The sequence below is a fragment of the Thioclava sp. IC9 genome, assembly GCF_002213225.1.
Classification (GTDB): domain Bacteria; phylum Pseudomonadota; class Alphaproteobacteria; order Rhodobacterales; family Rhodobacteraceae; genus Thioclava; species Thioclava nitratireducens.
This window is the reverse complement of sequence record NZ_NBNX01000006.1, coordinates 109,738-134,608: the sequence shown is the minus strand read 5'-3', so window position 1 is coordinate 134,608 and position 24,871 is coordinate 109,738. Positions and strand designations below refer to the sequence as shown.

General features: G+C 63.6%; 29 protein-coding genes. 17 read left to right on the top strand and 12 right to left on the bottom strand.

The window, feature by feature from the left end; genetic code table 11:
• Positions 1 to 7 precede the first annotated feature (7 nt).
• On the bottom strand, positions 8 to 403 hold the full coding sequence (locus B6V76_RS15765) for a DUF805 domain-containing protein (protein WP_075775872.1): 396 nt from the start codon (positions 401 to 403) through the stop codon (positions 8 to 10).
• Positions 404 to 566: 163 nt separating this feature from the next.
• Here B6V76_RS15765 and B6V76_RS15760 point away from each other — a divergent pair, with 163 nt between their 5' ends.
• Positions 567 to 1,040, top strand: a complete 474-nt coding sequence (locus B6V76_RS15760) for a hypothetical protein (RefSeq protein WP_088725607.1) — start codon at positions 567 to 569, stop codon at positions 1,038 to 1,040.
• Here the strand turns inward: B6V76_RS15760 and B6V76_RS15755 are convergent.
• Positions 1,030 to 1,467, bottom strand: coding sequence for a flagellar FliJ family protein (locus B6V76_RS15755; RefSeq protein WP_088727897.1), 438 nt, complete (start codon positions 1,465 to 1,467; stop codon positions 1,030 to 1,032). The genes B6V76_RS15760 and B6V76_RS15755 overlap by 11 nt on opposite strands.
• Positions 1,468 to 1,474: 7 nt before the next feature.
• Positions 1,475 to 2,344: a flagellar motor stator protein MotA gene (gene motA, locus B6V76_RS15750; protein WP_088727896.1), complete on the bottom strand. Its 870-nt coding sequence runs from the start codon at positions 2,342 to 2,344 to the stop codon at positions 1,475 to 1,477.
• A gap of 231 nt (positions 2,345 to 2,575) precedes the next feature.
• Between motA and B6V76_RS15745 the strand changes: the two genes are divergently transcribed.
• Genes B6V76_RS15745 through B6V76_RS15735 form a run of 3 tightly spaced genes read left to right on the top strand, consistent with a single transcriptional unit; the run spans position 2,576 to position 6,921 of the window.
• Positions 2,576 to 3,718, top strand: coding sequence for a hypothetical protein (locus B6V76_RS15745; RefSeq protein ID WP_088727895.1), 1,143 nt, complete (start codon positions 2,576 to 2,578; stop codon positions 3,716 to 3,718).
• A gap of 3 nt (positions 3,719 to 3,721) precedes the next feature.
• Complete coding sequence (locus B6V76_RS15740; protein ID WP_088727894.1) at positions 3,722 to 5,068, top strand: FkbM family methyltransferase; 1,347 nt, start codon at positions 3,722 to 3,724, stop codon at positions 5,066 to 5,068.
• Complete coding sequence (locus B6V76_RS15735; protein ID WP_088727893.1) at positions 5,065 to 6,921, top strand: hypothetical protein; 1,857 nt, start codon at positions 5,065 to 5,067, stop codon at positions 6,919 to 6,921. Before B6V76_RS15740 ends, B6V76_RS15735 begins: the two co-directional genes overlap by 4 nt.
• 21 nt (positions 6,922 to 6,942) lie before the next feature.
• Here B6V76_RS15735 and B6V76_RS15730 read toward each other — a convergent pair whose 3' ends face one another.
• On the bottom strand, positions 6,943 to 8,292 hold the full coding sequence (locus B6V76_RS15730) for a FliI/YscN family ATPase (protein ID WP_199224671.1): 1,350 nt from the start codon (positions 8,290 to 8,292) through the stop codon (positions 6,943 to 6,945).
• Positions 8,293 to 8,378: 86 nt separating this feature from the next.
• Between B6V76_RS15730 and B6V76_RS15725 the strand changes: the two genes are divergently transcribed.
• From B6V76_RS15725 to flhB, 8 genes are read left to right on the top strand one after another with little or no spacing between them, the layout of a single operon-like run.
• Entirely contained in the window at positions 8,379 to 8,750 is a 372-nt protein-coding gene (locus B6V76_RS15725) for a flagellar basal body protein (RefSeq protein WP_088720394.1), read from the top strand.
• Positions 8,751 to 8,771: 21 nt separating this feature from the next.
• The gene (gene flgC / locus B6V76_RS15720) at positions 8,772 to 9,182 is read left to right on the top strand and encodes a flagellar basal body rod protein FlgC (RefSeq protein ID WP_075775863.1); all 411 of its coding nucleotides are present in this window, start codon (positions 8,772 to 8,774) and stop codon (positions 9,180 to 9,182) included.
• A gap of 7 nt (positions 9,183 to 9,189) precedes the next feature.
• Positions 9,190 to 9,510: a flagellar hook-basal body complex protein FliE gene (locus B6V76_RS15715; RefSeq protein ID WP_088720395.1), complete on the top strand. Its 321-nt coding sequence runs from the start codon at positions 9,190 to 9,192 to the stop codon at positions 9,508 to 9,510.
• Between the two features lie 16 nt (positions 9,511 to 9,526).
• The gene (gene fliQ / locus B6V76_RS15710) at positions 9,527 to 9,796 is read left to right on the top strand and encodes a flagellar biosynthesis protein FliQ (protein ID WP_075775861.1); all 270 of its coding nucleotides are present in this window, start codon (positions 9,527 to 9,529) and stop codon (positions 9,794 to 9,796) included.
• 26 nt (positions 9,797 to 9,822) lie between these two features.
• Complete coding sequence (locus B6V76_RS15705; RefSeq protein ID WP_240497880.1) at positions 9,823 to 10,605, top strand: lytic transglycosylase domain-containing protein; 783 nt, start codon at positions 9,823 to 9,825, stop codon at positions 10,603 to 10,605.
• 7 nt (positions 10,606 to 10,612) lie between these two features.
• Positions 10,613 to 12,703, top strand: coding sequence for a flagellar biosynthesis protein FlhA (gene flhA / locus B6V76_RS15700; RefSeq protein WP_088727891.1), 2,091 nt, complete (start codon positions 10,613 to 10,615; stop codon positions 12,701 to 12,703).
• Positions 12,704 to 12,706: 3 nt separating this feature from the next.
• Positions 12,707 to 13,468 (top strand): flagellar biosynthetic protein FliR, encoded by a 762-nt coding sequence (locus tag B6V76_RS15695; protein WP_240497879.1) that lies wholly within the window; start codon positions 12,707 to 12,709, stop codon positions 13,466 to 13,468.
• A 10-nt stretch (positions 13,469 to 13,478) separates the two neighbouring features.
• Positions 13,479 to 14,612: a flagellar biosynthesis protein FlhB gene (gene flhB, locus B6V76_RS15690; protein WP_240497878.1), complete on the top strand. Its 1,134-nt coding sequence runs from the start codon at positions 13,479 to 13,481 to the stop codon at positions 14,610 to 14,612.
• Between the two features lie 77 nt (positions 14,613 to 14,689).
• Here flhB and B6V76_RS15685 read toward each other — a convergent pair whose 3' ends face one another.
• From B6V76_RS15685 to B6V76_RS15670, 4 genes are read right to left on the bottom strand one after another with little or no spacing between them, the layout of a single operon-like run.
• On the bottom strand, positions 14,690 to 15,325 hold the full coding sequence (locus B6V76_RS15685) for a hypothetical protein (RefSeq protein WP_088727889.1): 636 nt from the start codon (positions 15,323 to 15,325) through the stop codon (positions 14,690 to 14,692).
• Positions 15,319 to 15,696 (bottom strand): hypothetical protein, encoded by a 378-nt coding sequence (locus B6V76_RS15680; RefSeq protein ID WP_077701087.1) that lies wholly within the window; start codon positions 15,694 to 15,696, stop codon positions 15,319 to 15,321. Before B6V76_RS15680 ends, B6V76_RS15685 begins: the two co-directional genes overlap by 7 nt.
• Positions 15,680 to 16,633 carry a FliM/FliN family flagellar motor switch protein gene (locus tag B6V76_RS15675; RefSeq protein WP_075775855.1) on the bottom strand — a complete coding sequence of 318 codons (954 nt, stop codon included), beginning with the start codon at positions 16,631 to 16,633 and terminating at the stop codon, positions 15,680 to 15,682. Before B6V76_RS15675 ends, B6V76_RS15680 begins: the two co-directional genes overlap by 17 nt.
• A 2-nt stretch (positions 16,634 to 16,635) precedes the next feature.
• Positions 16,636 to 17,181: a flagellar basal body-associated FliL family protein gene (locus B6V76_RS15670; RefSeq protein ID WP_075775854.1), complete on the bottom strand. Its 546-nt coding sequence runs from the start codon at positions 17,179 to 17,181 to the stop codon at positions 16,636 to 16,638.
• Positions 17,182 to 17,376: 195 nt separating this feature from the next.
• Between B6V76_RS15670 and fliF the strand changes: the two genes are divergently transcribed.
• The 5 genes from fliF to B6V76_RS15645 all read left to right on the top strand — a co-directional run bounded on the left by fliF (position 17,377) and on the right by B6V76_RS15645 (position 22,084).
• Complete coding sequence (fliF, locus tag B6V76_RS15665) at positions 17,377 to 19,029, top strand: flagellar basal-body MS-ring/collar protein FliF (protein ID WP_240497877.1); 1,653 nt, start codon at positions 17,377 to 17,379, stop codon at positions 19,027 to 19,029.
• A gap of 1 nt (position 19,030) precedes the next feature.
• Positions 19,031 to 19,681: a FliH/SctL family protein gene (locus tag B6V76_RS15660; protein ID WP_088727888.1), complete on the top strand. Its 651-nt coding sequence runs from the start codon at positions 19,031 to 19,033 to the stop codon at positions 19,679 to 19,681.
• The gene (locus B6V76_RS15655) at positions 19,682 to 20,083 is read left to right on the top strand and encodes a FliM/FliN family flagellar motor switch protein (RefSeq protein ID WP_088727887.1); all 402 of its coding nucleotides are present in this window, start codon (positions 19,682 to 19,684) and stop codon (positions 20,081 to 20,083) included.
• Positions 20,080 to 20,943 carry a flagellar type III secretion system pore protein FliP gene (gene fliP / locus B6V76_RS15650; protein WP_088722925.1) on the top strand — a complete coding sequence of 288 codons (864 nt, stop codon included), beginning with the start codon at positions 20,080 to 20,082 and terminating at the stop codon, positions 20,941 to 20,943. Before B6V76_RS15655 ends, fliP begins: the two co-directional genes overlap by 4 nt.
• A 124-nt stretch (positions 20,944 to 21,067) precedes the next feature.
• Positions 21,068 to 22,084 (top strand): flagellar motor switch protein FliG, encoded by a 1,017-nt coding sequence (locus B6V76_RS15645; protein WP_075775850.1) that lies wholly within the window; start codon positions 21,068 to 21,070, stop codon positions 22,082 to 22,084.
• A 24-nt stretch (positions 22,085 to 22,108) separates the two neighbouring features.
• On the opposite strand, the gene B6V76_RS15640 is transcribed toward B6V76_RS15645, so the two are convergent.
• From B6V76_RS15640 to B6V76_RS15625, 4 genes are all read right to left on the bottom strand, one after another.
• Positions 22,109 to 22,939, bottom strand: a complete 831-nt coding sequence (locus tag B6V76_RS15640; protein WP_088727886.1) for a DUF1217 domain-containing protein — start codon at positions 22,937 to 22,939, stop codon at positions 22,109 to 22,111.
• Positions 22,933 to 23,367: a flagellar biosynthesis repressor FlbT gene (locus B6V76_RS15635; RefSeq protein WP_088725594.1), complete on the bottom strand. Its 435-nt coding sequence runs from the start codon at positions 23,365 to 23,367 to the stop codon at positions 22,933 to 22,935. Before B6V76_RS15635 ends, B6V76_RS15640 begins: the two co-directional genes overlap by 7 nt.
• 15 nt (positions 23,368 to 23,382) lie before the next feature.
• Positions 23,383 to 23,784, bottom strand: coding sequence for a flagellar biosynthesis regulator FlaF (locus tag B6V76_RS15630; RefSeq protein ID WP_075775847.1), 402 nt, complete (start codon positions 23,782 to 23,784; stop codon positions 23,383 to 23,385).
• A gap of 159 nt (positions 23,785 to 23,943) precedes the next feature.
• Positions 23,944 to 24,771: a flagellin gene (locus tag B6V76_RS15625; protein ID WP_088722923.1), complete on the bottom strand. Its 828-nt coding sequence runs from the start codon at positions 24,769 to 24,771 to the stop codon at positions 23,944 to 23,946.
• Between the last annotated feature and the right edge of the window lie 100 nt (positions 24,772 to 24,871).

The following is a 24,871-nucleotide window of genomic DNA, read 5'->3' as shown; positions in this document are numbered from 1 at the left end:
TGTCAGGTCAGGACGGCATCTGGTGCGGCGGCAGCGGCGGCGGCCCGAAACGGTTACCGCGCGGCGAGCCGCGCTGGACGGTGAAGAAGAGCAGGACCAGCGTCCCGATCAGCGGGATCAGCATGATCAAGGCCCACCAGCCGGTTCGGTCGAGGTCGTGCAGCCGCCGCACCAGCACCGCGAGCGACGGCAGGAACACGACGAGCGAGAAGATCGCCCCCAGCAGCGACGCTTCGCCGCCCCGCATCATCATCGGACCGAAGAGGATGCGATCCAGCAAGCCGAAGACGATGTTCCCGAGAAAGACGAAGAGCACGAACCACCAGAATTCGGGCCGGGCCGCGCGGCCGGTGAAAGTCACGTAGTTCGAGAAACATTTTCGGATCGCTTCGCTGAACTCCATCGGGCGTCTCCCTTCGTGGATGAGCTGTCGAGGAAGCTTAGCCTCAGGACGACGCGTCACGCCAGCGTGAATCCGGCGGGGCAGGTGCGGTGGGCGCGTGATGCGTCAACGCGCGACGTGCATTCTTCTTATTTGCGTCAAGATTCGCGGCTAACCTCGCGGAATGACCCAAAGTGAAAGCCATCCGTCCGCCCCGCTTCGCCCCCTGTTTCGCAGTTGGGGCTTCTGGGCGTTGCTGGCGGGCGCGGCCGCGTTGGTTCTCGTTTTCGTGCAGATCTCGGGTATTGCGAACGGGCCTCAGCCCTCTGCCGGAAGTCAGATTGGCGAGATCGCTGGCGAGATCAAACGCTCGGCTTGGCGGTCCTTCTTCGGCCTTGCGCCGAAGCCGGTGGAGCCGCAACCACTCCCGGCTTCCAGCTACCTCGGCCTCGCGGCGCCGGTCCTCGGGATCCTAGCGATCGTGCTCGCGGGGATCGCAGCGGCACTCCGCGAAAACTGGCGACTGCCGAGCTATGCGGTGAGCCTCGGAATCGCGGCGATCGTCTTCCAATATGTCTGGTGGATCGCGCTGCTCGTTGCGGGCGTTGTCCTGCTCGTCACGATCATCGCCAATCTCGGCGAGATTTTCAGCTTCTGACCGCATCCCTGTCGCGCAGCCAGCGCTGCAGCGTGCGCTCCTCGGCCTGTGCCTGCTCGCGCTTTGCCAGCTCCGCCGCGCGTTCGGCGCGGGCACGGTCGAGAAGCGTGTCATAGGTCTTCGCCTCTCGGAACAGCTCTCGCATCCGGTCTTCGAGCGGCACGCGGCGTTCGTTCAGCGTGCCGATCTCCTGATCGAGCCACGAGACCGTCTCGCGCACCGCCTCGCGGAATCCGGCGGCGTAAGGCGCGGTCTCAGGCGAGGTGACGTGAAGCTCGGCGCGGGCGCGCGCTGTCAGCGTATCGCGCTCGCTTTCCAGCCGCGCGACCTGCGCATTCAGCTTCGATAGCTCGCCGGCCTGCTCTTCGAGCTCACGCCGCCGCAGCCGCCCGATCACCTCCAGGGCCGCGATCCGGTTGCGGGCCATGGCGCGGTTACGCCGTCTGCGGCAGGTCTTTCTGCGCCTGCTCGACGGCGTAGAAATCCGGCTGATGCGCGGTTGGGATGCTGCCGCGCCCGATCTCGACGCAGATATTCGGCGGGTGGTCGCTCACAAGCGCAACGAAGATGTCGCGGATCACCGCATAGAACGCGGAATCTTCTTCCTCGATCTGGCGCAGACGGCCAGACATCGGCTGCACGAAGCAATAAGCAAGGAACACGCCGAGGAAGGTGCCGACAAGCGCGCCGCCGATCATACCACCCAGGATCTCCGGCGGCTGGTCGATCGCACCCATGGTTTTGATCACGCCCAGAACGGCGGCGATGATGCCGATGGCAGGCAAGGCGTCGGACACGGTCTGGAGCGCTGAGGCGGGGGCCAGAACCTCGCGGTGATGCTTCTTCAGTTTGCGGTTGATGACGTCCTCGGTCTGGTACTTGTCGTCGAAATTCATCGCCAGCATCCGGAAGCTGTCGGTAATCAGCTGGATCGCGAAATGATCCTTCAGGATACGCGGATAGCGGCTGAAGATCTCGCTCTCTTCCGGGGCTTCGACATGAGGATCGAGCGCGATGATACCCTTGTTGCGATAGAGCCGCGACAGCTCGTAGAGCAGGTTCAAGAGGTCGGTGTAATCCGCCGTCTTCCACTTGCTGCCCTTGAGCACCTTTACGAGCCCCCGGCCCGATTGCTTGATCATCCCGAACGAGTTGGCGATCAGGAACGACCCGAGCGCGGCGCCACCGATCATCATCCCTTCGAACGGCAAGGCATGAATCAGAACGTCCATGCTGCCGCCGGACAGGAGGAAGCCGCCGAACACGAGGCCCACGACGGCCAACAGGCCAAGGATGATCGTCATTATACTTTGTCCGTATGCTTCGCGCCCCCAGTCTTTCACCGGCAGGCGCAGTTTCCCCAAAATCTCGAGCAAATCTCCGGTGACGCTCTCGTTAAGTCAAGTATAAATGCCAAAATCATTAACAAGAATAAGCACAGAACACACCATGTCATCTATAGACAAGGAAACTTGACCGATTATTCATGAATAGATAGGATAATTCCAACACTGATCTTGGATTCAGGGCATCGAATGAGCGCCAGTGCGGAAGCCATAGCCTTTCTGCTCGAAGAGCAGGATCTGCGCCATCTGTTCCAGCAATGGCCGCAGCACATGTGTCTGGCCGTCGGCCTCGACCCGGAAGGCGGCTGCGCGATGCTGGTCTTCCACGCGAGCGAGGCCGAGCGCGTACTGCCCCGACTCGCGCGGTCGATGAACTGGCGCGCGGATGAGTTCAGCGTCATTCCAAAGATCGACGGCTACCAGACACGGCGGATGCTGTTCTCCGACGAGCAGAAGATTCTGTCGCTCGTGCAGGACACCGACAACCTTCCGGAGATCGCCCGCGATTACGCGATCAATTTCGCCTATGCCGCCGACGAGGGGCTCGACCCGGAAGCGCTGACCGATGCGAAATCCGCCTCGGTGTCGCCCGCGTTGCGCGAGGTCGAGCGGCTCCTGTCGGAGTTGAGCCCGACAAACTCCGCGACATCGAGCGCTCCGCCGACGAGCAGGAACGCGGCCTCTGTGCCTACCGATCGATCGGAAACAACGGCCCCGGTGAGCGCGGATGGCGGCCCGCCCGGCTTCCGGCGGCTGAGCGATACGCACCGGGCCGAGGCGCTGATGGCGACTTGCGAATTGAGCCTCGATGCCGACACCGTCCGGATCACCATCGACGAGGCCGGCGCCGATGCGCAAAGCTTCGGGGTGCGAGACGTCTATTTCCGCGACGATCTTCGCAGCTTCGCCATCCCGGTGGAGGAACTCGCGCGTCAGGGGGCAACCGCCCTGCCCGGCCAGATCCACGCCGCGGCGGATCACTTCCCGGCCCCGCTTCTCGCGACCTTGCGGCAGGCGCCGCTGACGGCACGACTGACCGCGCTCGACCACTACATCTTCATCGCCCCCGAAGCCGCAAAACCGCGCGCCGCTGCCCTGTCTGCCCCGGCGCGCGCGGAGCCAGGCAAGTTTCCAGCAAAGCGCGAGGGCGCGAAGCCGCAGATGCGCACGATGTTGGGCGGCGCCGCGTTGATCTTCTTCTCGGCGCTGGCGCTGCAACTTGGCCTGACGCCTGCGCTCAGCCATGGCGAGGCGCGGAAGGTCTCGCTCGATACGATCCGGGAATCCGTCTTCCAGTCGCTTGCGGATGAACAAAGCGGCAAGGAGCGCTGAGCCATGGATTGCGCAATCATCACCCCGATCGGCCCCGGCCATCGCCAGTTGTTCGAAGAAAGCTGCGCGCCCTCCGTCGAGACCGCGATCGGCTTTTCCAAGGGGCCGTTCGACCATGTCCATCACTACGCGATGGATGACATGCAAGGGCTGCACGGCCGGTCTGCACGTCGCAATACCGCGATCCGGCAAGCGCAGGAGGCGGGCATCGAATGGATTTTCTTCCTCGATGCGGACGACGTGCTGACCCCTAACGCGTTCGAGGCTTTCGGCGCGCGACTTGCCGATGAGCCCACGCTCGATGCGCTTTGGGGGCTGATCTGCGAATTCGACGCGGCGGGCGAGCCGCAACTGCGCGACGGTCAGCCGGCAGAGCTTTCCAGCTATGCAGAGTTTCTCGCCGCAGCACCCTTCTTCGCGGTTCAGATCGGCGCCTTCATCCGCACCGAACTCGCGGCGCGCTTCGGCTTCGATGAGGCGATGGATACGGGCGAGGATTACAAGCTTTACCTGCAACTCTGGCAGAACGGGCACTGCGCGAAACGCCCGGAGATCTTCTTCATCAACCGCCGCGATCAGCACTCCACCGGGCCGCGCTCTGCGACCGGAGCCGATTGGGCCCGACAGGTCGAGCGGATGTGGGCCGACGCGGTCGAGCGCGATCCGCTCTGGGCGCTGCTCGAACATCGGGGCGTGGCGGCGAAGATGCAAATCACCAATCCGCTCGACATCATCCAGAACACCCACCTTCAGGGGAGGTTCTTCGAGGATAGCTCGCTCGAGAAGCTGCGCGATTTGATCGGCGTGAAGCACCCGCATATCGTCGAGGTCGGCGCGAATATCGGCAACCACGTCGTCTGGTACGCACAGCATCTGAACCCGGCGCGCATCTATCCGGTGGAGCCGAACCCCGCGGCGCTGACCCTTCTGGAAGGCAATATCGCCGCGAACGGGATCGACGGCCTGATCGACCGGCGCGGCATGGGCTTCGGCGTGGGCCGCGCGGAGGGCAGCTTCCGCGCAGAGACGACGCAGGAAAACAACCTCGGGGCCACGACACTGATCGCTGACGAAGCGGGCGAGTTGAAGGTCGTGACGCTGGATGCGCTGATGGCCGACGCCCGCGCCGACTTTCTCAAGATCGACGCTGAAGGGATGGAGCTGGACGTGCTCGCCGGGGCCGAGGGGCTGATCGCGCGCGACCGCCCGCTGATCTGGGTCGAGACCCGCCGCGACAACCTCCTCGCCTTCGCGCAGGAATGGTGCCGCGCGCATGACTACGTGCTGGTCGACAGCGTGTTCTACGTCCATTCGATCGACTACTTCGCCATTCCGAGGGAACGCGCATGACCCAGACCACCCTCTCACGCAAGGACCGGCGCGCCCGCGCCGCGAAAGCCGCGAAGTATTACGGTATCGCGGACAGCGCAGCGGCGCTGACGATGCACGAAGCCTATGAGGCGCTCGCTGCGGCTGACGGCCCGCACGCGGCGCGGCTGGCGCATGAGGTCAGCCAGGCGCATCCGGCGAACCGTCACCCGTGGCTCGTGCTGGGCACCGTGGCGCTCGACCGCCGCGAGGCCGAAGCCGCGACGAAGTTCTTCGAACGCGCCCTGCTGATCGCGCCCACCGATCCGATGGGGCTTGCAGGGCTGGGTAAGGCGCGGGTTCTCAAGGCCGACATCTTCGCGGCCATCGATCTGTTTGCGCAGGCAATCGAGCGTGGCAGCGAAGACGTTCCGATGGCCCGCCTCTATGCCGATCTGATGGGGCGGCTCGACCGGTCGACCACGGCCGGACGAAATCTGCGCAAGATTGCTGAGCGCATGAAGACGGCCGAGATCTGGTTCATCACGGCCGACGCCTTCGCCACAGGCGAAAGCAATGCCGAAGCCGCGCCCGCCTACGAGGAAGCCGCGCGACTTTCGCCGGCGCCGATCGCGCACCGCATCGGCTTGCTCAAGGCGAAACTCTTCCGCCAGAACTACAGGGGCCTCATCGTCGGCGCCGATGCCTTGCTGGCCGAGGCCGATCTGCCCCCCACGCATCGCGACGAAATCGTAACCCTTCGGATGGCGGCTCTACGTGCGTGCGGCGAGACCGAGCGCGCCCTCGAAACCCTCTCGCATCGCTTCGAAGATCCCGCGCAGTTCCAGCGGGTTTTGGGATTTTCCGGCAATTGCCACCTCGACCGGGAAGACTTTCGCGCGGCGCGGATCGCGTTTCGCGAAGCCCTTCACCTCGTTGACGGGGGCGGGCTCTGGGTGCGGCGCGCCTACGGCACCTTCCTGATGGGCGAAGGCGATTTCGCGGCGGGAGCCCCCTATTACGCAGGCCGCCAGCCCGACGCGAACCGCCGCCGCATTCCCTATGAAAATTCCGAGCCCGAGCGGCTCGCCACCCGCGATCGCCTCTTTCTCGTCGACGAGCAGGGGATCGGCGACCAGCTTGCGCTGCTGCCCATCATCGGGCGCGCTCCCCTGCCCGCCGGCGCAAAGGTGACCTTCGTCGGCGAGGCCCGGATGAAGCCCTTGATCGAGCGTTCCGGCCTTGGGATCGCCTTCGCGGAGACCACCGAGGTCGACAAGATGGGCGTCGCTCCGGAGGAAATGATCTTCGTCGGTGACCTCGTGCGCTATCTCAGCGTCGAGGCGCTCGCGGCGCGACCGCTTGGCGGGTATCTGAACGCCGATCCGGTGCAGGTCGAGATGACCCGGGCCCGCTATCGCGAGATGGCGCAGGGGCGACCAATCGTCGGCGTCGCATGGCACAGCAGCGACGCGATCACCGGAGCGCATCGCTCGCTCGCGCTCGAAACGATGCTGAGGGCCCTGCCCGAAGGTGCCTTGGTGGTGAACCTGCAATATGGCGACCGCGAGGCGGAGCTGGCGCAAGCCGCCCGCCGCCGTCCAGACCTGACTCTTTTCCACGATGCCGCAATCGACCAACTTGCCGATCTCGACGGGTTCGCGGCGCAGATCATGGCGCTCGACCGGGTGGTGAGCATCGACAACACCACCGCCCATCTCTGCGGTGCGCTGGGGCATCCCGACACCCATGTGCTGATCCCGAAAGGGGCGGCGTGCATGTGGTATTGGGGCCGTCAAGGAAGCCCGGATCGTTGGTATGGAAACCTGCAACTTCATCGCCAGGCGCAGCTCGGCGACTGGAGCGGCCCACTGTCGGAAATCGCCGCGCTTTAAGAGGCGCTCGGGACCGCGGGCTTACGCGCCCTCGCCATCTACCTCTTCGGGAAGCGGCACGTCGAAACCCGCTTCCAGTAGCAGCCTGTAGGTTTCCGCGAAGGCCCGCATCGATCCAAGCTGCTCCGATTTCCGCTGCGACAGGAAAACCGTTGCGCTTTGGTGGAAGCGGATCGCCGCATCTGTGTCGGGATCGGCGCCGGGACGGTAAGCGCCCACCCGGATCAGGTCTTCCATATCGGCATATTTCCCCAGCGCGCGCCGGGCCGCCTGCATGATGCGATACTCGGCATCGGTATGGCAGTCGGGGAGCATCCGCGAGATGCTTTTCTGCACGTTCACCGCCGGGTAGCGGTCCTGCTCGGCAATGTGACGGTCGAGCACGATATGCCCGTCCACGATCCCGCGCACGGTATCGGCAATGGGCTCGTTCATGTCGTCGCCGTCCACCAGCACCGTGTAGAGCCCGGTGATATCGCCCGTCCCTTCGACGCCGGGTCCCGCCCGTTCCAGCAGATGCGGCAGTTCCGCGAATACGGTGGGCGGGTAGCCCCGGGTCGTCGGCGGCTCGCCCCCGGAGAGGCCGATCTCCCGCTGCGCCATCGCGAAGCGGGTAACGGAATCGATCAGCAGCAGCACCTGCTTGCCCTGATCGCGGAAATGCTCGGCCACCGCCGTCGCGGTCCAGGCCGCCTGACGACGCAGCAGAGGTGGCTCATCACCCGTCGCCACCACGACCACCGCGCGCGCCATCCCCTCTGGGCCGAGGTCGTTCTGGATGAAGTCCTGCACCTCCCGGCCACGCTCGCCCACCAGCCCGATCACGATCACATCCGTATCGGTATTGCGCGCGAGCATCGCCATCAATGTCGATTTCCCGACGCCGGAGCCCGCGAAGACACCCATGCGCTGGCCACGGCAGATCGGGGTAAAGATGTCGAATACTTTGATTTGCGTCTCGAGCTTCGCGCCGACCCGCTTTCGGTCGAAGGCGCGCGGCGGGGCGGCCTTGAGGTCGCGCGCCATCTCCCCCGGGGTCCAGCCAGTGCCGCTGCGCACAGGCCGGCCCAGCGCATCCACGACCTGACCGATCCAGCTTTCATCGGGGTGGATCAGATCGCCGTGCTGGTCGAGTTCGACCCGATCCCCCACCGAGACGCCATCCCAGCTGCCGAACGGCAGAACGCGGGTTCCAGCCTCGTTCAAACCGACCGCCTCGGCGAGAACCGGACCGCGCCGCCCGTGCACGATGCAGCGCTGGCCGATTCCCATCGCGCGTTCGAGCCCGACGACAGTCAGCGACAGGCCCGTGACCGAATGGACATGACCGACAATTCTTGCCTCATCGGCCTCGTCAACCGCATAATTCAAGGAAGAAAAAATCGTATTCACAAGGATAAACCCTACCAATCCATTCTCACACCAGTATACTATCCATGAAAACGGAGCGATCCAACGTGAAACTTGATACGATATCCTTTTTTAACCTCGCCTCGGATCGGATGCAGTGGCTTGCGGCCCGCCAGAAGGTGCTGGCCGAGAACATCGCCAATGCCGACACGCCGAATTACCGCGCGCGGGACGTCACCGACTTCCAGAGCTTCCTCGAGAAGAGCGACGCGGCGCGCGCAACCGGCGGCCCGTCGCACGAAACCACCGTCGAGACGGTGAATGCCAGCGGCGCATGGGACAGCAGTCTCGACGGCAACGACGTGGCGCTGGAGCAACAATCCGTGATCGCGAGCGAGAATGCGGACCAATATAGGTTGGCGGCGAACCTCTATCGAAAGGCCTACCAGCTTATCAACGCCGCCAGCGGCAAAGAGTAACGTGCGGAGCAGACTATGAGCATGGACCCTCTGAAATCAATCGGTGCGATCGCGGCAAGCGGGCTGCGCGCGCAGGGCGAGCGACTGAAGGTCGTCTCGGAAAACGTGGCCAACGCGGATTCGACCGGCTCGACGCCGGGCGCGGATCCCTATCGCCGCAAGACCATCTCCTTCGGCGAAATGGTCGATGACGCGACAGGCGCCTCGATGGTCGATGTCACCGAAGTCGGTCGCGACACCTCTGATTTCGTGTTGAAATACGACCCGGCTCATCCGGCGGCGAATGCCGAGGGTTTCGTGAAACTGCCGAACGTCAACCCGATCATCGAGATGAGCAACATGCGCGAAGCGGCGCGCAGCTACGAGGCCAACCTGAACATGCTCGAGACCGGTCGCCAGATGCGCCGCGAGATGATCGACCTTCTGAAATAGGTGACGCATGAGCGATCCAGTCCTCTCCAACGCAGCGATCCGGGGCGCCTATGGCGCCTCGCGCAACCTGAGTGGCGGTCCTGCTTCCGCGCAGGAGGCCAAATCCGCGGGACAAAGCTTCGGCGACATGCTCAAGAGCGCCGCCGAAGACGCGGTCCAGACCATGCGTGCGGCCGATACCACCGCGCAGGCGGGTCTGACGGGACAGGCCAGCACGCAGCAGGTCGTCGAAGCGACGATGGCGCTGGAATCCACCGTGAAGGTCACCGTGGCGATGCGCGACAAGCTGGTCGAGGCCTACCAGGAAATCATGCGGATGCCGATCTGAGGCAGGCGGGGGCGTCATGGAAGAAGCCGATGTCTATGCGATCATGTCGGACACGATCTGGACGATCCTGCTCGGGGCCGGCCCGATCCTCGCGCTCGCGCTGCTTGTCGGCCTTGGCATCGCGATCTTCCAGGCACTGACGCAGGTGCAGGAGATGACGCTGACCTTCGTGCCGAAGATCGTCGCGATCTTCGTGGGCCTCGTGCTCGCCCTGCCCTTCATCTACGCGACGCTCTCGCACCTGTCGGATACCGTCTTCGATCTCATCATGAACGGGCCCACCTGATGGCGCGGGCGGGGTGGTTTCGCGCCTTGGCGGCGCTTGCAATCGCGAGCTTCGCCGCGACAGGCCCCGCGCGGGCCGAGGGCTGGGCGGGGTTCTACACCTCCAGCCGCTCCGTGCCCGAGGCAACCACAGTCGTCCCCTCCAAGTTCGGCAATGACCAGCAATGCCTGCGCCAGATTTTCGCGGCGCAGGACCGCTACGGCATCCCCGACAACCTGCTGCTCGCGATCGGGCTGCAGGAGGCGGGGTTTCGCAATGAAGGTCGCTTGACCGTCTGGCCGTGGAGCGTGAATGCCGCGGGCGAAGGGCGCGTGTTCGACAGCCGCGAAGCGGCGATGGCTTGGGTCCACCAGAAGCAAGCAGCGGGCGTCACCTCGATCGATACGGGCTGCATGCAGGTGAACCGCAAATGGCATCCGGACGCGTTTGACTCGCTGGCCCAGTCCTTCGATCCGGCGGCGAATGTGGATTACGCGGCGCGGTTTCTGGTCGATCTGCATCGGCGGACGGGGGATTGGTGGCTCGCCGCAGGCTCGTATCACTCCTTCACCCCGGAGGCGCGCCAGACCTATCTGACCGCGCTCAGGCGCAATCTCGCGGTGGCGCAGAAACGGGGCGACTATTTCGTACGGCTCGCAGGCGCCGCCTCCGTGGACGCGCCCACCATGACCGCCTCGCCACGCCCCACGCGCCGCAAGCTGCCCGTCTTCTGGTCGGCCGATCTGACGGCGGATCAGGACATGCGGCTTTCGATCTATTCGACGAACGACCTGCAACCCGTGCTTCCCAATTTCATGCGAACGAATTGAGCGCGCAATGAGCCAAAAACAAACCAGTCTAGGCCAGAACCTCGTGGGGCTCGGCTTCAAGAACCGCGATATCGGCTTCGCGATCGGCGTGACGCTGATCCTCGGGATGCTGTTCGTCCCGCTGCCACCGATCATCCTGGATTTCGGCCTCGCGATCTCGCTGTCGGTCTCGGTGCTGATCCTGATGGTGGCGCTGTGGATCCCGAAGCCGCTGGAGTTCAACTCCTTCCCGACACTGCTGCTCGTGGTGACGATGCTGCGGCTGTCGCTCAACATCTCCTCGACGCGGCTCATTCTCAGCCAGGGCCATACCGGCCCCGGCGCGGCGGGCGGCGTCATCGAGGGGTTCTCGCGCTTCATCGTGGGCGGGGATTTCGTGATCGGTATCGTGATCTTCGCGATTCTCGTGGTGATCAACTTCGTCGTCATCACCAAGGGCTCGACCCGGATCGCCGAGGTTTCCGCGCGCTTCTCGCTCGATGCGATGCCGGGCAAGCAGATGGCGATCGACGCCGATCTGGGCGCAGGACTGATCGACGAGGTGGAGGCCAAGCGCCGCCGCAAGGAGCTGGAGGACGAGAGCGGCTTCTTCGGCGCGATGGACGGTGCGTCGAAATTCGTGCGCGGCGACGCGGTGGCAGGGATCATCATCACGCTTATCAACGTTGTCGGCGGCATCCTGATCGGCGTCGTCCAGCACGGGCTGAGCGTCTCTCAGGCGGCGGGCAACTACACCGTTCTGACGATTGGCGACGGGCTGGTGACGCAGATCCCGGCGCTGGTGGTGTCGCTGGCAGCGGGCCTGATCGTCACGAAAGGCGGCACCGAGGGCGCGGCGAACGAGGCGGTCCTCGGGCAGCTGTCGAACTTCCCGAAAGCGCTCTACATGGCGGCGGTGCTTCTTGGCGGGATCGGCCTGCTGCCCGGCTTCCCGATCGTGGTGTTTTTCGCGCTGGCCGGGCTGCTCGCCGGGCTGGGCTATGTGATGCAGGAGCAGGCCGCACTGCGCGCCAGCGACGAGGCGGCAGCAGAAGCCCGCGCGGCGCAAATGGAAGAGACCTCGGCCGAGACGACGCAGCAGCAACTCAAGCTCGACGAGCTGCGCCTCAGCCTCGGTGCGGGGCTGGTGCCGCTGATCTCGAGCATGGATGCCGCCCTGCCCGGCAAGGTCAAAAGCCTGCGTAATCTCTTCATGAAGGATTACGGCTTCGTCCTGCCCTCGGTGCGCATCAAGGACGACCCGATGCTGCCGACGAACAGCTATTCGATCCTCGTGCAGGGCGTCGAAGCGGCGAAAGGCGAGCTGCGCCCCAACCTCGTGATGGTGATCGACCCGTCCGGCGATCAGGTGAAGCTGCCCGGCGAGCGGATCAAGGAGCCCACCTTCGGGCTGAGCGCGGTCTGGATCGACCCGGCGCGCGCGTCCGAGGCCGAACAGCAGGGCCATACGGTCGTGGACCCCGAGAGCGTGATTACCACCCATCTCACCGAGATCATCAAGGAGCATATGTCCGAACTGCTCACCTATGGCGCGGTGAAGAAGCTTCTGGCCGAGCTGGACCGGGACTACCAGAAACTCGCGAGCGACATCTCCAACCCCGCCCCGGAAATCCTGCTGCAGCAGGTGCTGCAATCGCTGCTGGCCGAGCGCATCTCGATCCGCAACCTGCCGCTTATCATCGAGGCGGTGGCCGAGGCCGCGCCATCGAGCACCAACCCTGCCGTGATCACCGAGCGGGTCCGCGCCCGCCTTGCGAACCAGATCTGCCGCGCGCTGGCGGATGGTTCGGGCTTCGTGCCGGTGCTGACAATGTCGGGTGCGTGGGAGCATGAATTCGGCGAAGCGGTGAAGATCAACGGCAAGGAGCGGACCTTCCTGATGTCGCCGCAGCGCGTGCAGGAATTCGTGCTGGAGGCGCGTCAGGAAATCCAGCGCCACGCCGCACGCGACGAATGGCCCGCGCTGATGGTTGCGCCGGAAGTGCGCGGCTATGTCCGCTCGATGCTCGAACGCGTGAGCCCGATGACTCAGGTGATCTCGCATAACGAGGTGCACCGAAAGGCCGCCATGAAGACGGTCGGGACGATCGGGGCCTGAGGGGTGAGCGGGCTGAGCACATTTCTCGACGCGCAGCTATTCGGCTATCTCATAGTCTTCGCCCGGCTGGGCAGCGCTATGATGTTCATGCCGGGCTTCGGCGAGATGCAGGTGCCGACCCGCAGCCGTCTGGCGATGGCAGTGGTGTTCAGCCTCGCGCTTTATCCCGCGACGCCAGTATTGCCGATGCAGCCCGACAATCTCGTTACTTTCGCGATCTATCTCGGGTTTGAGGTGACGACGGGTCTCTGGATCGGGCTGACTGCACGGGTGCTGTTCAGCGCGCTGCAATTTGCGGGACATCAGGCCGGGCAGGTCTCGGGTCTCGCCAATGCTTTCGCGCCGAGCCTCGGGTCGTTCGAGGGCTCCACGATGATCGCGAGCTTCCTGCTGATCTCGGGCGTCGCGCTGATTTTCGTCACGAACACGCATCACGTGATCATCCGCGCGTTGCTCTATTCCTACGACGTCTTTCCGCCGGGCACCCTGCTGCTGGGCGACATGGCGAAGCAGATCGTGAAGGCCGCGTCGGCCAGCCTCTATATCGGGGCGGCTATCGCGGCGCCGTTCTTCGTCATGGGGCTGATCTTCAATCTCGGGATGGGGCTTGCAAACCGGATGATGCCCGCGCTGCCTGTCTTCTTCGTCGCAGCACCCGCGCTGATCGCGTCGGGCCTGCTGATCCTTGCGGCGGCGTCGCCCAGCATGCTGCATGTCTTCCTCGGCCGGTTCACCGACTGGCTCGGCACTTTCGTCATACCCTAAGGAGCGCGCTGTGGCCGAAGGCGACGAACAGGATAAATCCTCCAAGACCGAAGAGCCGACAGACAAGCGGCTGAAATCGGCGCGCGAGAAAGGCGACGTGCCCTCCTCGCGCGAGACCGGCAACATGATGTCGGTCTTCTCGCTGCTGACGATCGTGATGTTCATCCTGCCACTGGTGGCGGGCCGGGCGATGACCTCGCTTGGTCAGGTCTTCGCCGGGGCGGGCCAGGTTAAGATTGGCCAAGGGTCGGCAGGCGCGCGCGATATTGGCGACATCCTCAGCATGCTCTTCGGCGAGATAGCGGGATGGGCCGCCCCGATCTTCGGCGTGATGCTTCTGGCCGCGCTGTTCGGCGTGTTGATCCAGGGCGAAACCGTGGTCTCGTCGGAGCGGATGAAGCCGAAACTGTCGAAGCTCTCGCCGCTCGGCGGGCTGAAGAAGATGTTCTCGCCCGGCGCACTGGTCGAGTTCGCCAAGAGCGTCACCAAGGTTCTCGTCATCGGCGTGCTCGCGCTGTGGGTGGCGAAACGCGCGGTCACCGGGATCTGGCAGGGCGAGAATTTCCTGCCCGAGAACATTCCGAGCTACGCCGCCCATTGGGCCGGATGGCTGCTGAGCGCAGCGATGGTGTTCCTCGTGCCGATCACCATCGGCGACATCATCTGGAAACGGTTCGAGTGGCGGCGCAAACTGCGCATGTCTCTCAAGGAAATCCGCGACGAGATGAAGGACTCCGAGGGCGATCCGCAGATCAAGGGCCGCCGTGCGGAGATCGCACGCAGGCGCGCCCGCCAGCGCATGGCGCAGGCCGTGCCGACCGCCAGCGTGATCGTGACGAACCCGACGCATTATGCCGTGGCGCTGAAATACGAACAGGGCAGCGACGCCGCACCGGTCTGCGTCGCCAAGGGGGCCGATGCCGTGGCCGCCCGCATCCGGCAGATCGCGCGCGAGAACGAGGTGCCGATCGTCGAGAATAAGCCCCTCGCGCGTACGCTGCACGCGACGATCGAAGTGGATGACACCGTGCCGGTCGAGCATTGGCAGGCGGTTGCGGAGATCATTGGCTATGTCATGGATCTGCGTCGCAACATCCGGCGCGCGCCACCGAAAGGGTCGGTCCTGCGGGTTGACGAGGAATGAGAAAAGGGGCTGAACGTCCCTTTTCCCAAACCGGATGCAAATTCAGGTAACTGCGCGGGCCGGAACGCCCGCGCTTTTCAGTTGAGCTTGACGTTGACCAGCTTCTGGTCGCCCGGCAGCTTCGAACGTTCGAGAATGATCTTGGAGACGGCCCGCGCGCGCACCGGGGTCATCGCGGCCATAATCGGGGCGACGTCGCGCTCATTCATCGTGGCCAGCACCATGACCGTCACCTCTATATCGAGGTCGTTCATGATCGAAGCCGCCGCCGCCGGCTTCATGTTCTTGTAGATCGACACGAGGCGATCGACGTCGGCGGTATGCGATTTGTCGACCTGGTCGAGCAGCTTGGTCACCTTGTCCTTCAACTCGGTGAGATGCTGCGACTGGGTGTCGAGCCCCTGCTTGGCAAGCTCGATCTCGGCGCTGCGGGCGTCGAGCTTCTTCTTCTGTTCCGCAAGAAGGTCGCGCTCCTGCCGCACGGACATCAAAAGCTCCTCCGGCGTCGGGGGGCAGCTGCTCTTGGCATCGCCGGGAGCGTCCGCCGACGAAGCCTTTGCCGCGGTCGGCTTTTCCGCCCCGCTTGCGAGAGCCGCTTGCAAAAGCGAGTCCGGGAACGGGATCATGTCCGAGGGAAGACTGGTCGCGAGCTTCGCGCCGCCCGAAAGCAGCAGCACACCGACGAGAACCTGCAGGGGGCGGCTCTTCACCATTGCCCCTGCGCCTCCCGGCGCACGCGGGTCTGCTCGAAGAAGCTTTTCACCAGCTCGGCCTTGCCGGTCACACGGGTCAGCCCCATCGGCGCTTTCGGCGCGGCGCGGCGCGAGTTGAAGGTCAGGGCGGGCGCAGCCTCTTGCGCGGGCGCCGGTTCGGGCGCGGGCGCTTTCTGCGCCTCGGCGACCGCGTCCTTCATCTCCTCGACGGAGAGCTGCGATTTGTCCACGGCCGCGGAGAAAGCGGCGACGAGCGGCTCCATTTCCTCGAGCACGAGCATCAGCTTCTTGACCCGTCGCGTGATCACCACGCCATAGGCCATCAGCCCCACAAGAGACACGAGAATAATCGCGTTAATCAGCATCGACATCATTGCTCCACTCGTCCTTTCCCATGAGGTTCGCGGTCACCTTCAGCGCCATCGACCCGTTCTGCTTCTTGCCCATTTCGCCTTCGAGAACCGGACTCCCGGCACAGAGCAGAAGGACCGGCTGGGTGTCGTCGATCCCGAGGTCGAGCGTGTCGCCCACTTTCCAGTCCAGAATCTCGCGCATCGGTACCACAAGCTCGTGCAGCTGGGCGGTCAGCGCCACCGACGACCCTTCGATCTTCTGTTTCAGCTGCGTACGCCACGAGCTGTCCGCGCCCAGCCGATCCCCGAAGAATATCTTGGTGAGCAGCGGGCGCACCGGCTCCAGCGTCGAGTAAGGCAGGATCAGATGAACCTCGCCGTGGTAGCCTTCGAGGCTGACCTTGAGCGGTACGCGGACCGTGGGACTGTTGGGCTGAGCGATGTTCGCGAATTGCGGATTGCTCTCCATCCGGTCGACCTGGAATGAGACCTCGCAAATCTGACGGAAGCCCACCGCCATGTCGGCGAGGATGCGTTCGGCGACCTGCTCTCCCATCCTGCGCTCGATCGTCGTGAAGCCGTTCTTGGCATCCTTCGCCCGCCCCGTCGGCTGCCCGCCCAGCATCAGTTCGAGCGCAGAGAACAGGAAGACCGGATCCTGCGAAAGGATAAACTGGTCATCCCAAGGATCGGCCTGCGCGACCGCGATCAAACCATGCTTGGGCAGGCTTTTCATCGCGTCGGCGAAGGGCAGGTATTCGACGTCGCCCAGCGTCACGTCCAGCACCGAACCCGTCAGCGACTTGAGCGAGCTGGAGAAGGACAGAACGAAGCGCTCGAAGATCACGTCCAGCATCGGCAGACGCTCGTAATTGAGCATCGACATGCGGATGATCTCGTCCTCGACCTCCGCCGTCGTCGTCGCCGCCATCGCCATGTCCGCCTGCTCCGCCATCGTCACTGCACCACCAGATCGCTGATGAGAACCTCGCTCGGCGTATTGTCCCCGACGACCGCGCGGGCGCGCTTGAGCAGCTCCGCCTTGAGCTTGATGAGACCGATGCTGCCGCGCAGATCCTCGACCGTCATCTGCCGGAGGAACCCGGTGAAGGTATCGCGGATGAAGGGTTTCTTCTCGGCCATCGCGGCTTCGGCTTCTGGCGATTCGGGATAGACCAGCGCTAGGTGAATCTTGAGGTAGCGCGCGGCGGAGGCGCCGTCCGCGGTCGTCCCGGTGATGTTCACCACGATGTCGTCGAAATCCAGTAGCGCGTCCCCGCCAGCCGCGGCACCCGCGCCCGTACCGCCATGGCCTGCCGACTCTGCGGGTTTGCCCCCGGTGAGGGCAGAGACGCCACCGAAAGCGACGAATCCACCGCAGAACATGGCCACGACCGCGAGGGCGCCCGCCGCCATCACGAGACGCTTGTGGTCACGCAAGACACGCCAGCGCCCGGCAGGCGCTTCGGCAAGCTCTTCTCCATCAACCGCCGCATCTGTCATCGGCTACCGCGCCTCTCTTCGTCGAACTTAAAGATAAAACCCGATCTTCATTAGATGTCGTGAAGTATATACATCCGTACTTTACTTGCAATACAAAGATAGAATAGATTCTATTGCGTAGATGAAGAATAACTGGTGTTCGCCGTGCAGCAATTCTTGCGGAATCTTCAATCCTTGGGACGGCGCAAGCTGCTGATGCTTGGGACCGTCGGCGTCGTCAGCGTGTTCGCGCTGGTCTTCGGCCTATCCGTCGTGACCGCCCCGAACTACAAGCTGCTCTACAGCCAGCTTTCGCCCTCCAGCGCAGCCGGAATCGTCGACGCGCTCGAACAGGCAGGGTTCAAGACGCAACTGTCTGCAGACGGCAGCGCGGTGTCGGTGCCGGAGGGAGACATGGCCCGCGCCCGCATGGCGCTGGCCGAAAAGAACCTGCCAGTGGATGGCGAACCCGGTTGGGAGCTGTTCGACAACGCAAGCGGCTTCGGAATGAACACCTTCATGCAGCATGTGAACCGTCTGCGCGCGATGGAGGGCGAGTTGGCGCGCTCGATCCAGACCATCGACGGGGTGCGCAGCGCCCGCGTCCATCTGGTTCTGCCCGAACGCGAAGCCTTCTCGCGCACCAGCCCCGATCCGAGCGCCAGCGTCATCGTGCGCGCCGCCTCCACCCGCGGCATCAGCCGCAAGGAGGCGCTGGCGATTCGCAACCTGATCGCGGCGGCAGTGCCCAATCTCGACGGCAACCGGGTGACGGTGCTCTCGGCCAGCGGCGAGACGATCCTCGCGGAGAATTCCGACGCCGCCGGGCAAGCGACACTCCAGTCGAACAAGGCCGCGACCGAAGACCGGATGGCGCGCTCGATCGAGCAGATCCTGACGGCGCGTGTCGGTGCGGGGAATGCCCGCGTGCAGGTCAATGTCGACCTGTCCAACCAGCGTGAAGTCGTGGTGCAGCAAAGCTTCAACCCCGATCAGCAAGTCGTGCGCTCCACCCAGAACAACGCCGAGCAGCAAAAGGGTGTGCAGAATGGCGATGCGGGTGTGAACACCGGGAACAACATCCCTGGCGCGCTTGGCGGCCCCGGCGCGAGCAGCACGACCGACAGCCGCAGCAAGAACGGCGAGTCGGTGCAATACGAAATCGGCAACACCCGGCGCGAGACCACGACCGAAGCGGGTGCAGTCAAGCGCGTGTCGGTCGCCGTGCTGGTCAACGGCATATACAACGTGCAGGACGACGGCTCGCTGAAATACGAACAGCGCTCGCCCGAGGAAATCGCGCGTCTCACCGCACTGGTGAAATCGGCGATCGGCTACGACCAGAATCGCGGCGATACAGTCTCGGTCGATAGCCTGCGCTTCATCGATTACTCGATGGAAGTCGGCGGCCCGGTCGGCCCGACGCTGATGCAGCGGCTCTCCGACAATATCGTGTCGATCCTGCGCTGGGTCTTTGCCCTTCTGATCGTGGTCGCGGTGCTTGTCTTCGGTCTGCGCCCGTTGCTGAACCGGGCCGACCGCGAACGCGCGCGGCTGAGCGAGGCGACCGGCGCCGGGGCGCTCGCAGCCCCCGAGGGCGAGGCGGAAGCAGCGGCACCCGCGGGCAACAACCTGCCCGCAGCGCCCGCCAGTGCCGTCGCGCCCCGAACGCAGGAGGCCGCCGAGCCCGCAGCGCCCGTCCAACGTGCGGAGCGCTACGACCCCGCCAGGGACGAGGAGCTCGTCACCAACTTCGCGATCAGCGGCGCGATCCTGAAGCGCAAGGTCTCGGCAATCCAGAAGATCGCCGAAGAAGAACCGCAAGAGGCCCTCAAGGTCCTGCGCGGCTGGCTGCTCAACGAGGCATGACATGACGGTTTTCCAGCGAGACTTCGATGAAGAGATGCAGGCGGAAGACGCCCGCCGCGCCGCCGAACGCCTGAAGGTCTTCACTCAGGCCGATCTCGATGCCGCGGCGGCGGCCGCGCGCGCCCAAGGGTTTGAGGCGGGCCGTGCGCAAGGCCGCAACGAGGCTACCACCGAGATCACGAGCTCGCTCGAGGCACGCCAGACCGAGGCGCTGGAAAAGCTCTCGCCGGAGCTCACCGCACTTCTGGGCAACCAGCTCGCTCATCAAGCGGCGCTGGAGCGACACCTTTGCGGCTTCGCGCTGCGCGTTTGCGAGAAGGTTTTCCCCGAATTCATCGAGAGCTGCTCGACCGCGCGGGTCGAGACCCAGATCCGTCGGGCCATGGAAATCGCGCTGCGCAAACCAAGCCTCACGATCCGCCTCTCCCCCGCCAATGTCGCGGGGCTGACGCCGGTGATCGAGGCCAGCGCCGGGCCGAACAGCCCCGCCCTGAACATCGTCGCGGACCCGGCGCTTGCCGATGGCGACATCCATGCCGACTGGGAAGACGGCGTGATGGATTACAGCTTCGAGACGGTCTGCCGCAGCATCCTCATCGCCCTGCGGCAGACGATCTCTCCCCAAGCCACACCAATCAGGAAAGCCGTGTAAATGTCCGACAACGATATGCCCGAATCCACGCAGCCGCCTGAGACGCCGGAAACCGGAACCCAGCCGACGCAGGACGAAGCCCGCGCCGCTGCAGCCGAGACCCTGCTGCATACGCTCGCCAGCAAAAAGGCCGAGAGCGATGCCGACGGGCAGAACGTCAACGCGATGCTCAATGTCGGGCTCTCGGTGCAGATCGTGCTGGGTCAGAGCCGTATCCCGATCTCGCAGCTTCTGAACCTGAGTCGCGGCTCGGTCATCGAGCTGGAGAAAAAGATTGGCGAGCCGGTCGACGTGGTGATCAACGACCGGCTGGTGGCGCGGGGCGATCTGGTGAAAGTGGGCGACAACCGGCTCGGCGTCACGCTCACCGAGATCGTCAAAGACTACGTCCCGAAACGATGATCCACCTCACGAAGCGATTTCTGACGGCGCAACCCGGCCTGCCACTTGTCGCCCTGACGCTCGTAGCGTCGCTCGCTTTCAGCAGCGGCGCAGAGGCGCAGGAGGCGGGCGGGTTGCTGAGCGACCTAGCGCAGGGGCTGAACAATGCCGCGCCAGGCAGCGATGCATCGGCCAGCCTGAGCGGGCGGATCATTCAGCTGATCGCGCTGATGACCGTGCTCAGCATCGCGCCGGGCGTCCTTGTCGTCATGACCAGCTTCACCCGCTTCGTGATCGTCTTCTCGATGCTGCGCTCAGCGCTGGGGCTGAACCAGACGCCGCCGAACATGGTGCTGAGCGCGATGGCGCTGTTCATGACCTTCTTCGTGATGCAGCCGGTCTTCGACGATGCCTGGACCGGGGGGCTGCGGCCGCTTCTGAACAACACGGTGACCGAGGAACAGGCGCTCGTCGGGATCGGCGCGCCGTTCAAGGCCTTCATGTTCGCCAATACGCGCCCAAAGGATCTGAAGCTCTTCGCCGATCTCGTCCGCGACAACGAAGCGGGGCAAAACGCCGAACCCGCGCCCGAGACGCCCGCGCCTGCCACGGCGGAGGAGGCGAACTGGCGCACCCTCGTCCCCGCCTTCATGATCTCCGAGCTGCGGCGCGCCTTCACGATCGGCTTCCTGATCTATCTGCCTTTCATCGCGATCGACCTCATCGTCGCATCGGTGCTGATGAGTGCGGGCATGATGATGTTGCCGCCGGTGATGATCTCGTTGCCTTTCAAGGTCATCTTCTTCGTGCTGATCGACGGCTGGTACATGCTCGCAGGGAGCATGATGCAATCTTACGTCGCCTATGGCGGGGGTGGCTAAGCCTCTGCGCCGCCCCTATCCTTAGAAAACACATCACTACAAAGAATAGCGCGCGATCTTGATTGAGAATACAAGGATAGACTGCTATCCTTGCCGAGACCTCAGAACAGATCGAGCGCCGACGATGAGAACCTCCCGGGATTACAAGAAACTGCGTGGCCCAGAGAAGGCAGCGATTCTTTTCCTCTGCCTCGGGGAGAAACACGGCGCAGGGCTCATGCAGCGGCTCGACGATTACGACATCCATTCGATCACCCATGCGATCTCGTCCCTTGGTACGATCCCCGCCGATATCGTCGAAGAGGTGATGAGCGAGTTCATGGAAACCGCAGGCGATGGCGGCGGCCTCGTGGGCTCGATGGAGATGGCGGAGAGCATGCTCAAGGGGTTCCTCCCCGACGAGCGCGTCTCCGACATCATGAACGAGATTCAGGGCCCACTGGTAGGACGCAATATCTGGGAAAACTTCTCGGCGCTTAACGAGCAGATCATCGCAAATTATCTCAAGGAAGAGCACGACCAGACGGTCGCGGCGATCCTGAGCAAGGTGAAACCCGAGGTCGCCTCGAAAGTGCTGCCGCTTCTGGGCGAAGAGCGCATGATGGAAGTGCTGGAGCGGATGATCGGCATCGAGACCGTTCCCCGTTACGTCTTCCAGAACATCGAAGAAACGTTGCAGAAAGAGTTCATGAGCTCGGCGACGCGCAATACCGGGCCGGACCCGCAGCAGCGCATGGCCGATCTCTTCAACAAACTCGATAGCAAGCTGTTCGACGACATCACCCAGCGTCTGGAAAAGCGTATTCCCGAGGCGTTCGGTGCGATCAAGGCGAAGATGTTCACCTTCGACGATCTGTGCAAGCTCGACCAGCAGAGCCTCGTCAAAGTCATGCGCGGGGTCGAAGGGCAAACGCTTCCGCTCGCCTTGCGCGGGGCCAAGAAGGAGGTACGCGACTACTTCCTGAGCGCCCTGCCCGCCCGCTCGCGCGACATGCTGAACGAGGAAATGACCGCGATGGGCCCGGTGCGCGGGCGCGAGGTGCAAGAAGCGCAATCCGCGCTTGTGGACTATGCGCTCGAGCTGTCGCGCGAGGACGAAATCCGCATTCCGCTCGACGATGATGACGTGATTATCGACTGAAGCCGTCCGTGACCGGCGACCAGCTTACCGGTAGCGCGAAGCCGAGAAGGTAGCGATCGCAGTCAAATCGAAGGTCGCGGGCACGAATTGGCCCGAGCCCCCCTGCACCGCGCCTTGCATCAGCGTCACCGCAGCATTCCCCGCCGCCCCTCCGATTGAGAAGTTATTCGCATCGGACACAGCGACGAAACGGGAGACCAAATCATCGACCTCTTTCGGGTCTTTGAGTTTCGCAAGATCGAACTTGTCCTCGAAAATCTGTCTCTGCCGCTCGACATCGAGCTTCACCACGTCATTCGGGATCCCCAAAGCGGTGCGCATGAACTGCGCCATATTCTTGTCTTTCAGGACCGAATACCATGTTTTGACGCCGCCGAGCTTCTGCCGGAATTCGAGCACAGACCCGACGGTCTCGTTCTGGTCGCGCTCACCATTGATGAACTGCTGGCTGACATATTGATCGACGATCTTGTCCTGCCACGAGGCCGAGGAGGTATTCGCGTTTGCAGTGCCGCCATTGGTGAACCCGAGCGCATCGTAGAGCTTGCGAAACCGCGGATCGGTGAGCCTGTTGACGAGGGAACTTTTGTCATTGGGATCGCTCGACAGGATTTCGCGCATCATCGCCTTGCCGAACATCTGGTCTTCCAGATCGAAGGCCTTCATCACGAAACTATAGGCGTCGTAATCCTTCACCAAGTCGGCCGCGGTATGGATATCCCCGATCTTCTCGCGGAAACGGCTGATCGCGCGCGCATGCTGCGGCTCTTGCGCCAGTTGATCGAGTTGCTTGGCCTGCGTCCGATCGATCAGGCTCAGCGCGAGCCGACTGCTCATGCCCGAAATCGTCAGCATTCTTCGCCCTCCAGCGCCGCCGTCGCGCTCGTGTTTGCCGACAGGCGGGCGAACAGTTCTTCTTCGCGACGCATAACCGGGCGCAGCGCGCTCAACGCTTTGTAATAATCACCCTGAGACACCCAGTTCGCGGCTTCGAAAACACCGCCAACCACGGCGGCACTGAAGATCGTGGCAAGATCGGCGAGCTTTTCCTGAATGACCGGCACCAGCGTGTCGCGCGTGTCGGCGCGGATCAGCGCGGTCTGGATCAGGAAATAGGCCTGCTTCACCGGGGTCGGCTCGCAGTTTTCATCCAACAGATCCTCCGCCCGGATCACGTCGGCAGTGTTCTCGATCTGCAGCGTCTGTCGGCGGTTGGCATTCCGGATGACGCATCCATTGACCACGATCCGCTCGTTCGGTTTCAACGTCAGTCGTAATGCCATGACCCGCGCCCCTCTTTATTCCGCAGCCACCGGCTCGCCCGCGTCGCCGCTGAGCCCACGGATGATGTTGCGGTTCACCTCGACCAGCGGCGCAACCGCGCCGCCGCCGCCCATCACCATCTGCGTCTGCCGCTCGACCCAGAGCGCGAGCGAGATCAGCCCGGCCTTCAACTCGGCGGGAAACTGGTTCGCAGGCTCCGCGAGGTCATCGCGCAATGCCGTCCAGATGCGTTCGTTTTCCCAGAGCGCGGTGCGCAGCCCCTGCGCGAGGATCGCCCCCCGTCCGGCCCGTGGCGCCTCGTCATAATCGACGAGAAAGGCCTCAAGCTCGCCAGTGACGCGCGACAGGATACGACGCTCGATCTGCCGCGGAGACTCGGTTTCGGAAATGGTTCGCTTATACGCGGCGACGCTCATGCAAGCTCTCCTCTCGATATTCTTTTGTTCTCTTTGCCCGAACTTAGCACAACCCGGTTAAAGGCGTTTTTAAACTTTGGGAGAAAAGAAAACTCAGACGCGACAAAAGAAAAGGCCCCGCACTGCACGGGGCCTTTCCATTCAGTTCATCGCCACCGATTAGCGGAACAGGCTCAGAAGGTTCTGAGGACCCTGGTTCGCGATCGAGAGCGACTGCGTCGCGAGCTGCTGCTGAACCTGGTAGGACTGCAGGCGAGCCGCCTCCTGCTCCATGTCCGCATCGACCATGTTGCCGACACCGGTGTCGAGTTTGTCGGTCAGCTTGCCAAGGAAGTTCTGCTGAGCTTCCAGCGACTTCTCCGCAACGCCCAGCGAGGTCGCGTTGTCGATCGCCGTCGAGAGAGCGCTTTGTGCGCTCGTCAGCGCGCTGGTCAGAACCGCCGCCGAACCACCAGAGATGTCGATCCCGCTCAGCGTCGCCTGAAGCGATGAGAGATCGACCGCCTGGAAGGTCATCGACGTCGTTGCGAAGGAACCGCTTGCGCGGCTGATCCCGGTGACGACCGTCACGTTGGCCGAACCGTCGACGAGGCTGTCACCGTTGAAGGTTGCCTGGCTGATCGTGGTGCCGATCTGATCAACGATGCTGCGCAGTTCCTTTTGAACCGCAGCATGATCCACCGCATCGCCTTGCGCGAACGAAACACGCTCGACGAACTGCTGGGCGAGATCCTTTACCGACTCTGCGCCGAGACGTGCGGTCGAAACCGAGTTCTTGGTCAGGGTCAGGCCTTCGTTGATCGACTTGTACATGCCGCTGTCGCTGTTCATCGATTCCGAGATCGAGAAATACGCGGCGTTGTCTTTCGCCGAGTTGATCTTCTTGCCGGTCGAGATGCGGTTTTGCGTGTCTTCGAGACCTTTGTTCACCGAACGCAGGGTCGCAAGAGCATTCATCGCGGAGGTATTGGTAAGAATGGACGACATTTCTGGTCACTCCTCATTCTGAAAGATATTTTGTTTTCGTCTTCTGACAGAAAAACGGCGCGAGCCGTGGAGAGGAATTTTGGACCGAAGATTAAGCGCG

Coding starts and splice junctions, on each gene's coding strand:
- B6V76_RS15765 (WP_075775872.1), bottom strand. CDS start 403: ATGGAGTTCAGCGAAGCGATCCGAAAATGTTTCTCGAACTACGTGACT.
- B6V76_RS15760 (WP_088725607.1), top strand. CDS start 567: ATGACCCAAAGTGAAAGCCATCCGTCCGCCCCGCTTCGCCCCCTGTTT.
- B6V76_RS15755 (WP_088727897.1), bottom strand. CDS start 1,467: ATGGCCCGCAACCGGATCGCGGCCCTGGAGGTGATCGGGCGGCTGCGG.
- motA (WP_088727896.1), bottom strand. CDS start 2,344: ATGACGATCATCCTTGGCCTGTTGGCCGTCGTGGGCCTCGTGTTCGGC.
- B6V76_RS15745 (WP_088727895.1), top strand. CDS start 2,576: ATGAGCGCCAGTGCGGAAGCCATAGCCTTTCTGCTCGAAGAGCAGGAT.
- B6V76_RS15740 (WP_088727894.1), top strand. CDS start 3,722: ATGGATTGCGCAATCATCACCCCGATCGGCCCCGGCCATCGCCAGTTG.
- B6V76_RS15735 (WP_088727893.1), top strand. CDS start 5,065: ATGACCCAGACCACCCTCTCACGCAAGGACCGGCGCGCCCGCGCCGCG.
- flgC (WP_075775863.1), top strand. CDS start 8,772: ATGGACCCTCTGAAATCAATCGGTGCGATCGCGGCAAGCGGGCTGCGC.
- B6V76_RS15715 (WP_088720395.1), top strand. CDS start 9,190: ATGAGCGATCCAGTCCTCTCCAACGCAGCGATCCGGGGCGCCTATGGC.
- fliQ (WP_075775861.1), top strand. CDS start 9,527: ATGGAAGAAGCCGATGTCTATGCGATCATGTCGGACACGATCTGGACG.
- flhA (WP_088727891.1), top strand. CDS start 10,613: ATGAGCCAAAAACAAACCAGTCTAGGCCAGAACCTCGTGGGGCTCGGC.
- B6V76_RS15685 (WP_088727889.1), bottom strand. CDS start 15,325: ATGGTGAAGAGCCGCCCCCTGCAGGTTCTCGTCGGTGTGCTGCTGCTT.
- B6V76_RS15680 (WP_077701087.1), bottom strand. CDS start 15,696: ATGTCGATGCTGATTAACGCGATTATTCTCGTGTCTCTTGTGGGGCTG.
- B6V76_RS15675 (WP_075775855.1), bottom strand. CDS start 16,633: ATGGCGGAGCAGGCGGACATGGCGATGGCGGCGACGACGACGGCGGAG.
- B6V76_RS15670 (WP_075775854.1), bottom strand. CDS start 17,181: ATGACAGATGCGGCGGTTGATGGAGAAGAGCTTGCCGAAGCGCCTGCC.
- fliF (WP_240497877.1), top strand. CDS start 17,377: ATGCTTGGGACCGTCGGCGTCGTCAGCGTGTTCGCGCTGGTCTTCGGC.
- B6V76_RS15660 (WP_088727888.1), top strand. CDS start 19,031: ATGACGGTTTTCCAGCGAGACTTCGATGAAGAGATGCAGGCGGAAGAC.
- B6V76_RS15655 (WP_088727887.1), top strand. CDS start 19,682: ATGTCCGACAACGATATGCCCGAATCCACGCAGCCGCCTGAGACGCCG.
- fliP (WP_088722925.1), top strand. CDS start 20,080: ATGATCCACCTCACGAAGCGATTTCTGACGGCGCAACCCGGCCTGCCA.
- B6V76_RS15645 (WP_075775850.1), top strand. CDS start 21,068: ATGAGAACCTCCCGGGATTACAAGAAACTGCGTGGCCCAGAGAAGGCA.
- B6V76_RS15640 (WP_088727886.1), bottom strand. CDS start 22,939: ATGCTGACGATTTCGGGCATGAGCAGTCGGCTCGCGCTGAGCCTGATC.
- B6V76_RS15635 (WP_088725594.1), bottom strand. CDS start 23,367: ATGGCATTACGACTGACGTTGAAACCGAACGAGCGGATCGTGGTCAAT.
- B6V76_RS15630 (WP_075775847.1), bottom strand. CDS start 23,784: ATGAGCGTCGCCGCGTATAAGCGAACCATTTCCGAAACCGAGTCTCCG.
- B6V76_RS15625 (WP_088722923.1), bottom strand. CDS start 24,771: ATGTCGTCCATTCTTACCAATACCTCCGCGATGAATGCTCTTGCGACC.